The following is a 12,212-nucleotide window of genomic DNA, read 5'->3' as shown; positions in this document are numbered from 1 at the left end:
GTCGGTCTGTCGCGTGAGGCGTCAGCGAAGTCTCCGTTTCTCGACTGCACCCGCCACAGGCCGCGTGTCCACAGCGCGTGACGCCGCGGTTGCGGATTCCGGCTAGCAGCTAGCGAACGCCGCGGGCACGCTCGTAGCACCGGTAGAGCACGATCGCGCCGACGGCTGACACGACGAGTCCGATCAGAAAGCCCACGAGCAGGACCGGGCTGAGGTGGCCCCCGGTCTGATCCAGGTCCGCACGAACGCCGGCCTGAAACCCCGACACCGAGCAGAGGAAGGCGATCACGACACCCGACGCGAGCAGGCTCACGCCCTTGAGCACTTCCACCCTGACCACCCCCGGTCGTGAAGCTACCGCAGAGTGTTCCACCCCGCGACCGCCTCGTCCAGTATGAGGATCGTTCACCGAACGCTCCTCTGCGATTGCTGGAACCCGTTCCGGTCGTCAGTTGCTGTCGAGTGGTGAACCGGGAAGTCCTGGCGCCGGTAGCCAGTCCGAAAATCTCGCTCGCAGGTCTTCCTGCTGTCGCTCGTCCTTGAGGAAGACGTCGACGCCTCCGTCGTAGGGGGCGAAGAGCCAGCTAGCGGTGGCGTCGGTGACGGCGACGTGCGCTTCCTCGTTCGAGACGGCGCGGAACAGTGGCTCGAGTTCTTCGGGTCGGTGTGGCCCGAAGCTGATCGTCAGAGCCGGTAGATCGTAGAGGTCCTCGTCGTGCACGGAGCTTCTCCAGTGGACGGCATCGGGAAGAAGAGCTTCGATCCACGGAGTCCGGGCGAGGTCGTCTTGATCCCATTCCTGCGCAATGACGAGCAGAGAGGCTGCAGAATCGCCCGCGACCTCGGTCAGCAAGGTGACGTAGCGATCGAGAACCGTCTGCATCTCCTCCGGGCTCTCGGGGTACTGCTTCGACTTCGGAAGAGTGTGAAATCTCCTCCAGCGGTCAGCCCCGGAGTCGAGCGCGCGCATGTGCCATCCGATTGGCGCCACGTCATCGCCCCACTCGGCTCGCCAGCGTTTCTCGAAGGCCCTGATTTGTGAATTCACGCGGTGATCGTCGCACGATTCTGTCGGGGAGAGAGCCGGCGTACCGGCCGTCCCGTATGGGGATCTCCATGCGGGACGGCCTGGTCGGCCCCGGATGGACGTCGGGCGCCAGTTGAGGTTCGGGAGTCGCGAGAGCACGGCACCTTGACCGTCTCGGGAACTTCTAATCGTTACCGGCACCGCACCGCGACCGTGCTTAGCTGACCGGTATGAGCTGGAATCGGTCACGAGCGTATGGATCAAGCGCCGCCGTTCTTCTCATCGCCCTGTGCGTCAACGGCTGCGCGCCAGGCGTCAACGGCAACAGTGGATCTGCGGCCTGCGCTGCACCGACGATCGAGCTTCAAGAGTCTTCCCTGCATCCCGGCGGGGTAGTGCAGTTCTCCGTTGACGGGTTGATCGAAGACTGCGAAGACACCGGCGGCGGACTCTCCCCAGCCGCATCAGACACCATCATCAGCATCACTCCGACAGCGGATGGCAATCGTGTCCTTCTCGGCCGATCCAAGCCCGAGCCGCCCAGTGCGACCGTCAGCGGATCCTTCGACCTACCGACTGACCTCGCTGTGGGCCCGGCCCTCCTCGCTGTCGAAGGTGGACTCGGCGCCGAACTTCTCGTCACCATCACTTCCGAACCTCCTGCCTGAGCAACAAGGCAAAGTGCGAGAACCTCGCCACAGAGCGCCGTCGATCGCAGGGCCACGAGCTCAAAAGCCTGTGTTGAGTGCCCGCGTTCTATGCTGACCGCGTGGATGTCACCGACGCATGGGGCCGGCTCGTTGACGCACTCCGGGTGGAGGCGCCGATCACTCTTGCCGCGCTGCGGCCCGGAGCGCGGCCGGAGGAGATCGCGGTCGCGGAGCAACGGACCGGAGTGTCCTGGCCGGACTCCTATCGGGAGTGGTTCGCCTGCGTGAACGGCTCGACGCAGACTCCGGAGACGTGGGGAGAGGCAGGGTTCCTCCTTCCCGGCTTCACGCTCTTTTCCCTTGATGACGTCGTGAGCCAGCACGCAATGTTTCTGGACTCGTGGGAACGGCCGGATGATGCCGACGCCGCGAGCTTCTACGCAACGCCACCGATCGAAGCGGGGATGGTTGCGAACACGTTCCTGCCCTCATTCCTGCCGTTCGCCGGGCTGGACGGGTACCTGCTCTTCTGCGACGCACGTCCCGGCGCAGCCCACGGCTGCATAGCGGAGTTCGCGGCCGAGAATGCGGACACGGGCGGAACGCTGTACCCGAACCTCGCCTCACTGCTCGACGCGCTCACCGCCGCCGTCGTCGGCCGCACGCACTTCCTCCACTTCAGCCCGGTCGTGACCGCCGGGCGGCTTGAGTGGCCGCTCGACGATGACGAAGTGCTGCCGGCGGTCGACGCCGATCTGCTGCCTCCGCCCTCAACAGTCCCGCTCGTGGAGGAGTCACCCCGACCACGCGATGACGGCGACGGCTACCTGGTCGTCACGCTCGGAGTCCCCAGTGAGGCCACCGGTCGAACAGGCGAAGAGCTGCGCCCGTAGCTTGAGCACCTGCGCGGCCGTCGTCGTCATCGCGCTCCGCACCCGGTCGACATCGCGCCATCGGGCTTTGCAACCCGAGGCATCCGCGAACAACGGTTTGACGATCCCCTGCAGAAACGGTTCCGCCGCGCTCGCGTCGATTGTGCAGGCGACCTCGAGAAACAACAGGTGCTCGGTGTCGCGTCTGCGTGTACCGGTGAACTATCTCTCAGCGGGTCGCTGTGATCCGTGCGACCGGACGTCAGAAACGACGTTCGCGGCGCCAGAGGATGGCACCCGATGCGGCGATCACAGCACCGGCTACGGCGATCAACCAGCCGCCTGCCTGGCCCGTCGTCACGACGCCGATGCCACAGAGTGTGATGAAGACGCCACCTCCGGTGATGAGTTGGCCCTGGGTGAAGATCACACCCACTGCTTACCAGAGCGTACGAGGTCGCGCTCGCTCTAGCGGGAGCCGGTCGAGGCGCTGTCCCACAGGGGGATCGGTGACCAAGCGATCCACCGCCTCCGTGTGGCCACCTATGCGACGACCCCGACTCCAGAGCTGCGGCGCTCCATCAGGAGCGCGGTCTCATGCGCCGTCGCGACGCCGCTGTCGCCGTCGCACGAGAACGATTGCGGCATTCACGACGAACAACGTCAGACAGGAAATCGCGCCACTCGCGCCGTTGAGGTCCGTCGTGAGCTCGAGGACCACGAACGCGACGGCAGCGGCGAGGTAAACGCACGCGGCGCTGGTGAACACGCGAATCTGTACTGCGTCGTTTCGCCGCTCCTCGTCACTGCTCATGAATGAGACCTTCCCACACCTACTCGTTGGAGAGCGTGACGAGATCCCGAGCTCCGAGCCACGGGAACTGCGTACCGATAGGGGATCGTTCACCGGACGCTTCAGCGCTACGGCCAGTGAACGGAGGTGGCGAAGGCGGCCGGCCCGAGGGACCACTCGCCTTCGCCATCGGTCGAGGCTCACCGGATAATCGTGGGTGCGTTTCTACGAGAACGAAGGGTCTGAAATTGTGACCGAGAACGTGATCGCGAGGGGTGCTCCTTCGCATGACAGTGGTCTCAGCGATGGTCTCCCTCCGTTTCAATCTGCCCGGTGGTCAAGCTGGTTGCCGAGCGGAAGCCTGAGCGTGCTGATCGAGTACTGTCTAAGACGGCATAGAAGTTTTGTGGAGAGTGATGATGGTAACGACGTCGACAAAGAACAAGAGATGGAATGCATGGGCTGGGACGCGCCGAGACCTTCGGTCGTTGCTGGAACTCCTGGACAGGCTCATAGCAACGGCTCGGGATGATGCAGTCGAGAATGACCTCGCGTGGCCGAAGTCGCGTCTATCGAGTGCAGAAAATGAACTTGATCGAGCTGGCAAAACTCTTGAAGCAGACGAACAGCGCGTTGCAAAAGAAGTTGATGATCGCCCGGCGGGGACTGGAGAAGAATCCACATACTTAACCTATTTAGAAAAGGAAGTAGCTTTCTCGAAAAAGAAAGTCGAAGTTAATATCGAGCAAGTTGACGCCGCGGAGAAGGCCCTCGCAGAGGCTCGAATCGCCGCGGTCGAGAAGCACTCGATAAGTGTGAGAATGTATACTTCCACCGGAAGTGTCGATCATCAGGGTGACACGGAAATGCTCGCCGGGAAATTTGATTCTCGTACTCTTGGAGATTTTCTGCTCAAAGCTCCTGATTATTACGGGAGTAGCGCGAAAATACACATCGAAGTCACTCGCGCCGGCTTGAGACTTTCGGTCGCTGGCCCGGAGGATTGGACAACATCCGCGTTTGCGGCCGTCTCTGAGGAAATATCAAAATCGGTCGCCTGGTGGAGTGGTATCCGTGGAACTTGGGGTGCTCTGGGTGTGGTCGCCGCTACTTCAGTTCTTGGCACAGCGATAACTAACGCCATAGGCTTCAATAATCTCACAAATATTGTTGCAAGCATTGTAGTATGGCTTGTCGTGATGAGTTCTGGGATCTGGGGGCGATTCGCTATTCAGAACTTAGTACCTCCGTTCGAGGTTACAGACGGCGGGTCTAAGCCTCGAGGCGCTTCGGCAATGGGTGTTCTTGGCGTGCTATCGGTGGAAGTTGTGGTGGGAGTTCTGATCAACATCTACGTTTGAGGGGGTGGGGCCGACGTATAGAGCCGAATACGCTGCGGATCCCTCTTGGTGGCGCTTTAGGAATACGTTGCACATTTTTGCAGACCCCTGCTAATGATGGGGTCGTCAGGTGCTAGCTGAGGTTCGACTTGAAGTGCGCCAACGCTCAAACCTTGGGTGGAAAAAGAAGCTAAGACGGGCCTAGTGATTCCTGGACGGGAGTCGTCGGTGGTCACCGCAGTCGTTCCGTAGGAGGGTAGTTCGTTGGTTCGACTGGTCCAGGGCGCGAGGTTACAGGCGGGTCCGCCTTGGGCGCTGATGCCGGGGTACTGCGAGAGCCTGTTGGGCGGCGAGGATGAAAGAGGCTTCCGCGCGCTGTTGCGCTTGCTTGTCATCCGCCTCATAGGCAAGCTGCATGTCTATCGCCTGCTGTGCGACCGAGGCAGGACCTAAGACAAGGATCGGAGCGAGTTCTGCCGCAACCGTACCAAACAGCGCATCTGCCTCAGCCTGAAGCTTCGCCAAGTCCGCTGCCGCGCTCTCGTCGATCTTGTTGGCGCTGAGTAGACGCGCGGCAACCTTGTTCTGCTTCGACGTGTTGAGGTCGAAGCCTTTTATGAGGGTGTATGCGCGAATGAACGCTTCGTGCCGACGTTCTCGGAGCCACCGCTTGTGTTCACGCTTACCCTCAACCGCGGCGCCCGCCAACCCAGCGAGAGCGGCAAGCAGGGCGCCCCCGAAAATCGCCAATAATGCCTGAAGAGTCGGGTCGAGCGCCGAGGCAGTCGAGATCTCCGTGAGCGTGTTCAAGATCCGTGAAGCCACGCGCCCATTCTGCCTCCCGCTTCGACCACCGTGGTCCACGCGCCCGTTAGCGGGTCGTTCACCGGTCGCTTGAGGCGCCGATGCTTGTTCCGTCTCCCACAGCGCGGCAGGTCCGGTCAGCTCGTGGGGAGAGGTGTCGGAGATGCGGTGGTGTGCTTCGAGCTGGCGACCCATGCTTCGCCATCCCAGCTGATCCACACTTCGCACGCACTGCGCGCGGCGGCTCCAGAGCGGGATGCGCCGGCGAGGTAAGCGTGGGCAGAGGTCGGCACGAGCTCATCGAACACGTCGAACTGCGTATCCGTCGCTGATACGTCAGCACAGGAATCGAGGATCCCGGAAGCCTGTTCCTCCGACGTCGCGCCAGCGGCAGCACGGATCGCTTCGACATCCCCGGTCAGAACGCCCGGCTCGAGAGCCGTGAGCGTGGAGCGCGCGGAGCCAGCGGGTGGTAGCGAGCTCTGCGCGGTCAGCAGGAGGGCAGCTGCACCTCCTGCTGTGATCACGAGCGCTGCTGCGCAAGCAAGGACCACGAGGCGACGTTGATTCATGTCCACAGTGAACCGCATCACCGGTAGGGGCGGATCACGTCTCGAAGGTGATCGCTGAGCGGGCGTCCGATAGGGGTACCCCAACTAGATGGTCTCGTGTGAACGTCGAGCCGTGAGCGAAGGCGGCCTCCTGCGGGGTGCGCAGGCGGGGCGATGCGCCGGGGATGCTCGGCGTCGCGATGGTGGAAGACTTCTCTTACCGCCCCCGATGGAGGAACCGATGACGAGCTACCTCGTGAGCTATGACCTCTCTGCACCGGGACGTAATTATGACGAGCTCATCGCTCATCTGAAGCACACGCTCGAGAGCACATGGGTCGTCGTCACAGACATGACCAGCAACGAGGTGAGGGACGCTGCCACGAAGTACGTCGATGCCAACGACAAGCTCCTCGTACTGAAGCTCAGCGGCGCGGGTAGCTGGCGTGGGCTGAGGGCGTCAACCACTGAGTGGCTCAAGAAGCACCTCTGAGCCGACCTGCCGGCCGCAGGGCGGCACGTGGGTACAACGGTGGTGTCGCGGGCACGGCGGAGGGCCGGCCGAGTTGAGCGCTCGGCCGGCCCTGATCTGCTGGCTGGTGTGGTGTCGGGTTAGAAGCGGCAGCGCCAGCCGCTGGCGCTGGTGTTGACGGTGACGGCGACCGCTCGGGAGTTGTATTGCTGCTGGCAGGCGACGGCGACGTTGACGCCGACGAGGCCGTAGCGGGTGCCGCAGCGCCAGCCGTCGTAGCGGTTGTTGATGTTGGTGGCCTGGCTGGGTGCGAGGGTGCCGCTGCTGACGTTCCTGGCGCAGTAGTTGGCGATGTTGACGCCGTAGTCGGCTGCGAGAGCGGGAGTTGCGGTGGCGACTGAGAGACCACCTGCGAGCGCGAGTGCTGCGCCCAGTGAGGCCAGACGTCGGGAAACTTTCATGGGTGTTACCTCCTCGATGAGCCGGCGATCTGCCGTCGACGTGACGGTGACAGGCGTGGGGCGGTTCTGGGGTCCTCGTTGGAAGAACCGTCATTTCCGGAAAAGCTGGAGAATCAGCTGCATCGAAGCGAGCGGAGCGTGGGTGGCGTGGGACGGGTCCTGGTGCTCTGACCAGGTGTGTCGATGTCGACCCGGCCGGCCTTGAATGGGCGTTCCTGAGTGATCGGATTAGAGCTGCGCTGGTTCCGGTCCGTTCAGTCAGGTGCAGAGTGCGTCGCCAACGTCGATGGTGTCGCCGTTGAGGGTGATGTTCCCGTGCGCGCAGATGCGTGTGTCGGCGTCTGACCGGACGATGAGGGCGGTGTAGGCGCTTTGGACTCCTTCGACTGTGGATTCCTGTCGGTGGTTGTCGCGGTCAGCGCTCTGTGGGTAGATCTCGATGTGGACGCTGTTGTTGAAGCTCTGGTTGTCGTATCGCGTGATCCGACCCCATGCGGCTTGGCAGCGATCTGACCACATGACTTCGAGTAGGACGCTCTCGTTGCGTGTCTCCGATGCGGCCGGTCGGGCGTCGTCCAGGCAGGAGGTCGCTGCGGGGTCGACGCCGTTCTCGACGGGAAGCATCGACGGGCTTCCCGGATCCGGCTCGGTGGCAGCAACTGCCTCGGGGCGATCAACAAGGGCAGTGATGCCGGTCGCGACTGCGGCTCCCGCCCCGAACGCTACGACAGCGAGAACCACAGCCCCGCGAAGAGTCAACGCGTGCTGTGGCTGCGGACCGGCGGTCGGTGGCGCCGGCTCATCGGGCGCCGAGCGCGTCTTGGTGGTGGGGGACGCTAGTAGGGTGCGCCGGTCCAGCCACGCGGACGGGTCCTCGCCAAGTGCGCGGACGAGGCAATCGAGAGTCCGTTCGGACGGCAGCTGCTTGCCCTTGAACGCGTCTGACAGCGACGACTTCGAGACTCCCGTCAGCTGCTCCAGGTGGACGAGCGTCGGACTTTCCGCTCTCAGACGTAGCCGACGAAGATCAGCAGCCAGGAGGTCGACCCCAGAGACTTGCTGCGAAGAGCCCTCTTCTTGCACCTGCGGCCTTCCTGACCCGATCACACGCTCAGCGTGGAAGTCCAAGGTACCGTCGGATCCGGCGAGCCGTGGAGTCGTCAACATGCGATTCAAGGTCGGTAGTGAGTGGTGAACGTGATCGAGGACATGGTGCGCAGCATCGCTGAGGCGCCTGGCGCGGTGATCGGCGCTGCGGCGGTAGGCGTGGTGGGTTTCGTCTTCTACCGATTGAACAAGCTGCTGGATCGGCGGGCTGATCGTAAGGCTGCCGACGCAGCGAGGACTCCGAAGGCGAGTGCCGCGAATCGTCGCGCCGGACAGCGCTTCTTGAACCGAATGGCGACGAGGCGAGTGCACCGGGACGGGCCGGCGCGATGGTTCGTGACGTACGAGCCGAACCTTGCCGCATACAGCCTCGAGCACCGCGGACCGGGACCAGTCCACGACCTCCGCGTCGACGTTTTCACCCGCGGCCGCCGACCACGGCCAGTAGGTGTCACGATCCCTGTGCCGGTGCTTCCCGCCGGGGTGCCCCTCACGTTTCGTCCCGGCGCGCCGAGCCGAGCTCGGATGTATGTCCTCGGACTCCGATGGGACGACGACTTCGGAGTTGAACAGTTCGAGCGCTTGCCGCTTTCCACCGCCGGCACGTTCTGAGCACGACACCCACTGCCTCATGGAGGTTGGGTCTGCCGCAACGGGACGCGTGCGCGGGTGCTGGCAATTGCTGTCGTTCCTCGCGGTCGCCTGTACGACTCTTCGCGCTATCGCGCCACTCGTGCAGACAACCGTGAGCATTTAGATGTTCAGGGTCCCCTGCACGCGCGATGCGGGCGCCACTGAACCGTTCCGTACGGGATCGTCCTTCGGGTGTCCGTCCCGTAGGGGATCGACTGCCGGTCGTGAGCGCTGTCTGCTGGAAGAATCCAGCAGATGGACGAGTCAGAGCGGACCGAACTGGAGAGCCTTCGAAGTCGCGCGTACGGGCGAGACGCCACAGCGGGAATCGACGCCGAGGAGCGAGAGCGCCTGCGACTCCTCGAGGGGCCCGCGGAGCCCGCCGATCACACAGGAACCCTCAGTACGTCATCCGGCCAGCAATCAGCGGCGCGGGCGGACACGGAGTCATCAGGTGACGGATCGCATCAGGCGCCGGCGTCAATCGCGAGACGACTCGGCAGGGGAGGAATCGCCTTGTGGGCGGTGTCGATCGTCGCGACCGGACTGCTCGTATTCGCCGCGACTGTGTGGGCGACGGGCGATCGGGGACGTGAGGTCGGCGCGTTGCAACTGCGCGAGGTGGAGCAGGGGGCGGACAGTGGGTTCGGGGACGCCCTCACCACGGATGATTTCTACGGCCTCACCGTCATCCGAACTGAAGACAGCCAAGAGTTCTGTCTTCTCGTTTTCCCTACCGACTCGGCAGACGGAGGGCTGGCCTCGCGCGGCTGCACCGCCGGGTCTTTTCCCGCTGCCGTGCAGATGACCGTTGCCGAGGAGATGCCTGCGCAGCTCGTAGCCGAGTTCCGACAGGGCACTGGGCTCCGGTTCTCGCTCGACGGCGAGACAGTCAAGGTGCAATCGGATTCTCGCTGACCGCGCGCCGTCACGGAATCGGATACTGGCCGTTCACGACACTTAGAATGAGTGACCAGTTACGTGACTACTCTTTTCGGCGTGCCGGCCTGACAGCTCCATGTCACGTATTCGGCCGTATAAGTGACAGGGGTCCGCGATGCTCGTCGGGTACATGCGCGTCTCGAAGACCGATGGAACGCAGACGACAGATCCGCAGCGCGATGCGCTGCTCGCGGCCGGCGTCGATGACGCGCAGCTGTACGCCGACCTCGCGTCCGGCCGGAAGGATGATCGGCCGGGTCTGCTCTCGTGCCTGAAAGCGCTCCGTGAGGGCGACACGCTCGTGGTGTGGAAGCTCGACCGGCTCGGACGCGACCTTCACCACCTCGTGAATACCGTCCATGACCTCACCGCTCGCGGCATCGGACTGAAAGTGCTCACGGGGCAGGGGGCGGCGATCGACACGACCACCGCGGCCGGCAAGCTCGTCTTCGGGATCTTCGCGGCCCTCGCCGAGTTCGAGCGCGAGCTCATCTCCGAACGAACCATGGCGGGCCTCGCGTCAGCACGAGCACGCGGTCGGGTCGGAGGGCGCCCGTTCACCATGACGCCCGCCAAGGTGCGACTCGCGATGGCATCGATGGGCAAGCCGGAAACGAACATCGGCGCCCTCTGCAAAGAACTCGGCATCTCGCGCCAGACGCTCTACCGCCACGTCTCGCCAACCGGCGAAGTGCGGCCGGACGGCCTTCGCGTCCTCGGACGCAAGAGCACCTAGACGCAGCTCGCTGACACCGGCGTAGGCTCCAAATGACGGCTCCGATAGTTGTGCAGACGACCTCGAAGATCTGTGCAGAGGACCTCGAGAACTGACAATGAGACCGGAATCTCGCGGCGCTGTTCGTCGCAATAGACCCGCCCGATGAAATGCCCGATGATGGGGCGTCAACTGACACACTGAGCGCATGGCAGCTCTCGTGGGATACGCCCGCGTCTCAACCGACAAGCAGGATGCGACCGCGCAGCGCGACGCACTCCGGGCGGCCGGCGTTCCATCCGATCGGATCTACGTCGATTCCGGTCTGACGGGCCGGAACCGCGAGCGTCCCGCGCTGCGGGAAGCGTTGGCGGCATGCGACGCCGGATCGACTCTGCTCGTGACGAAGCTCGACCGGCTCGCGCGGTCCATCACAGACGCTCGCGACATCGTTGATGAGCTGACCCGCCGCGGCGTGAAGCTCAGCATCGGGGGGTCGGTCCATGATCCGGAGGATCCGATCGGCCGGCTGCTGTTCAACGTGCTCGCGATGGTCGCGGAGTTCGAGGGGGACCTGATTCGCGCCCGCACGCGTGAGGGGATGAAGGTCGCGAAGGCCAAGGGGCGTCTGCGTGGCCGTCAGCCGAAGCTGTCGCCGAAGATCGAGGCGCATCTGGTCGCAGAGCATCGTGCCGGGAACTACACCGTTGCCGAGCTCGCGGCGGAGTTCAAGGTCGCGCGTTCGACGGTCTATCGGGCGGTGCAGCGGGCTGATGCGCGCGCCGCTGGGGCCGTCGCCCTGGCGCTGCCGACGGAGGGCGCGTGATGTCGGGGGCGGAGAGGGAACCTGCGCTGGTGCCGGGGAGGGTGGAAGTGCTGCCCGGGTGGTCTGCGCGTACACGTATTCTCAACACCGGGTGGGGAACGCTCGCCCAGGCGATCGCCTGGATCTGGCTCGTCATCGGGTTCGCGGTCCTTCCTCCGGGATCGCGTCTGCCCCTTTTCGTGCCGCTGGTGCTGTTCTTCGCCGCTCTCGCTTGGTCAATGATCTGTCTCGCGATCGGCACATCCAGGGTCACCGCTGAGAAGGAAGCCAGTTACACGACCCTGGGGTTCGGGCGCATCACGGTTCCTACGGTGGATTCGAGAACCGGTGTCATCCTGCGGGAGGCAGGCGAGCCGCATCTGGACTGGAAGACTGCGGCGCTACTTCGGCGACAAGCGAGGAACAAATGACCAATGCCGTGACCGTTTCTGCGATTCCTGCTCTCCGGGTTCGTTGGTTTCCGCTCGTGCTCGCGGTCGGTGCCGTCGTCGCGCAGCACTTCTTCGTTCTGAGCCGGAGCGGGTCATATTCGGTGGTCGCTGTCATCGATGGGGCTCTAGTGGTTTTGGCGGTGGGGCTCTTCCTCTGGGCGAGGGCGTCAGCCGGGCGCTCCGCGCGGAGGGTGGCGGAACTTGATCCCGGGACCTCGGGGGAGGCTTTCGCGTGCGTCTACCATCAGCACCTGCGGTCGCTGGTGAGGGGCTTGGACCCGGACGTCAGCATGGGGTCGTACCCGGTCGTTCACCTGGACGAGACCGGGCTGAGCATCCTGTCGCAGGCGAATGCGCGGCGGGTCACCTTCCCGTGGTCGCGAATCGCGTCCGTCCGGCCGACTCCGCTGCTCGACCGGTTCTTCACCCGGCGATCGATCGAGGTCGTCCTCGAGGAGGGCGGATCGGTCGTGCTCGCCCCCTACGGTGACCGTTCGTTCTTCGGTATGAAGGCCGCCGATGACGCGAGGTTCAGCGCGATCTGGACCGCGATCAGCTCGAGGTCCGTAGAGGGGCGGTCGGTCTGAG

The 12,212-nt window shown here is 64.0% G+C and carries 16 protein-coding genes; 9 read left to right on the top strand and 7 right to left on the bottom strand.

Features of this window, described 5'->3' with window-relative positions:
• Nucleotides 1-109: 109 nt before the first annotated feature.
• On the bottom strand, nt 110-331 hold the full coding sequence (locus C5B98_RS08435; RefSeq protein ID WP_146076918.1) for a hypothetical protein: 222 nt from the start codon (nt 329-331) through the stop codon (nt 110-112).
• A 117-nt stretch (nt 332-448) separates the two neighbouring features.
• The gene (locus C5B98_RS08430; RefSeq protein ID WP_104226400.1) at nt 449-970 is read right to left on the bottom strand and encodes a hypothetical protein; all 522 of its coding nucleotides are present in this window, start codon (nt 968-970) and stop codon (nt 449-451) included.
• Nucleotides 971-1,796: 826 nt separating this feature from the next.
• Between C5B98_RS08430 and C5B98_RS08425 the strand changes: the two genes are divergently transcribed.
• Complete coding sequence (locus tag C5B98_RS08425) at nt 1,797-2,570, top strand: SMI1/KNR4 family protein (protein WP_181065501.1); 774 nt, start codon at nt 1,797-1,799, stop codon at nt 2,568-2,570.
• 241 nt (nt 2,571-2,811) lie between these two features.
• Here C5B98_RS08425 and C5B98_RS16625 read toward each other — a convergent pair whose 3' ends face one another.
• On the bottom strand, nt 2,812-2,979 hold the full coding sequence (locus C5B98_RS16625; protein ID WP_181065500.1) for an LPXTG cell wall anchor domain-containing protein: 168 nt from the start codon (nt 2,977-2,979) through the stop codon (nt 2,812-2,814).
• Between the two features lie 165 nt (nt 2,980-3,144).
• Entirely contained in the window at nt 3,145-3,363 is a 219-nt protein-coding gene (locus C5B98_RS16620) for a hypothetical protein (RefSeq protein WP_146076916.1), read from the bottom strand.
• A 467-nt stretch (nt 3,364-3,830) separates the two neighbouring features.
• Between C5B98_RS16620 and C5B98_RS16615 the strand changes: the two genes are divergently transcribed.
• Nucleotides 3,831-4,703: a hypothetical protein gene (locus tag C5B98_RS16615; RefSeq protein ID WP_146076915.1), complete on the top strand. Its 873-nt coding sequence runs from the start codon at nt 3,831-3,833 to the stop codon at nt 4,701-4,703.
• A 270-nt stretch (nt 4,704-4,973) separates the two neighbouring features.
• Here the strand turns inward: C5B98_RS16615 and C5B98_RS08420 are convergent, their stop codons facing one another.
• A complete protein-coding gene (locus C5B98_RS08420) occupies nt 4,974-5,507 on the bottom strand; it encodes a hypothetical protein (RefSeq protein WP_104226402.1) in 534 nt (177 codons plus the stop codon).
• 771 nt (nt 5,508-6,278) lie between these two features.
• On the opposite strand from C5B98_RS08420, the gene C5B98_RS08415 reads away from it, so the two are divergent.
• Complete coding sequence (locus C5B98_RS08415) at nt 6,279-6,530, top strand: SinR family protein (protein WP_104327625.1); 252 nt, start codon at nt 6,279-6,281, stop codon at nt 6,528-6,530.
• 119 nt (nt 6,531-6,649) lie between these two features.
• Here C5B98_RS08415 and C5B98_RS08410 read toward each other — a convergent pair whose 3' ends face one another.
• Together C5B98_RS08410 and C5B98_RS16925 are read right to left on the bottom strand one after the other, a co-directional pair.
• Entirely contained in the window at nt 6,650-6,970 is a 321-nt protein-coding gene (locus C5B98_RS08410) for a hypothetical protein (protein ID WP_104226404.1), read from the bottom strand.
• Nucleotides 6,971-7,228: 258 nt separating this feature from the next.
• Complete coding sequence (locus tag C5B98_RS16925) at nt 7,229-8,053, bottom strand: DUF2690 domain-containing protein (RefSeq protein WP_181065499.1); 825 nt, start codon at nt 8,051-8,053, stop codon at nt 7,229-7,231.
• A gap of 105 nt (nt 8,054-8,158) precedes the next feature.
• On the opposite strand from C5B98_RS16925, the gene C5B98_RS16920 reads away from it, so the two are divergent.
• From C5B98_RS16920 to C5B98_RS08380, 6 genes are all read left to right on the top strand, one after another.
• The gene (locus C5B98_RS16920; RefSeq protein WP_181065498.1) at nt 8,159-8,689 is read left to right on the top strand and encodes a hypothetical protein; all 531 of its coding nucleotides are present in this window, start codon (nt 8,159-8,161) and stop codon (nt 8,687-8,689) included.
• 546 nt (nt 8,690-9,235) lie between these two features.
• Nucleotides 9,236-9,628 carry a hypothetical protein gene (locus C5B98_RS08400; protein WP_104226406.1) on the top strand — a complete coding sequence of 131 codons (393 nt, stop codon included), beginning with the start codon at nt 9,236-9,238 and terminating at the stop codon, nt 9,626-9,628.
• 139 nt (nt 9,629-9,767) lie between these two features.
• Nucleotides 9,768-10,388, top strand: a complete 621-nt coding sequence (locus C5B98_RS08395; RefSeq protein WP_104226407.1) for a recombinase family protein — start codon at nt 9,768-9,770, stop codon at nt 10,386-10,388.
• 187 nt (nt 10,389-10,575) lie between these two features.
• Nucleotides 10,576-11,193: a recombinase family protein gene (locus C5B98_RS08390; protein ID WP_104292875.1), complete on the top strand. Its 618-nt coding sequence runs from the start codon at nt 10,576-10,578 to the stop codon at nt 11,191-11,193.
• On the top strand, nt 11,190-11,603 hold the full coding sequence (locus tag C5B98_RS08385) for a hypothetical protein (protein WP_104327624.1): 414 nt from the start codon (nt 11,190-11,192) through the stop codon (nt 11,601-11,603). Before C5B98_RS08390 ends, C5B98_RS08385 begins: the two co-directional genes overlap by 4 nt.
• Nucleotides 11,600-12,211 (top strand): hypothetical protein, encoded by a 612-nt coding sequence (locus C5B98_RS08380; protein WP_104257712.1) that lies wholly within the window; start codon nt 11,600-11,602, stop codon nt 12,209-12,211. Before C5B98_RS08385 ends, C5B98_RS08380 begins: the two co-directional genes overlap by 4 nt.
• The last annotated feature ends 1 nt before the right edge of the window (nt 12,212 follow it).

Origin of the sequence: Rathayibacter sp. AY1A5 (assembly GCF_002930875.1) — a bacterium.
In the GTDB taxonomy this organism is placed as follows: Bacteria; Actinomycetota; Actinomycetes; order Actinomycetales; family Microbacteriaceae; genus Rathayibacter.
The sequence above is the reverse complement of the archived record's forward strand: the minus strand, read 5'-3'. Positions and strand labels throughout refer to the sequence as shown.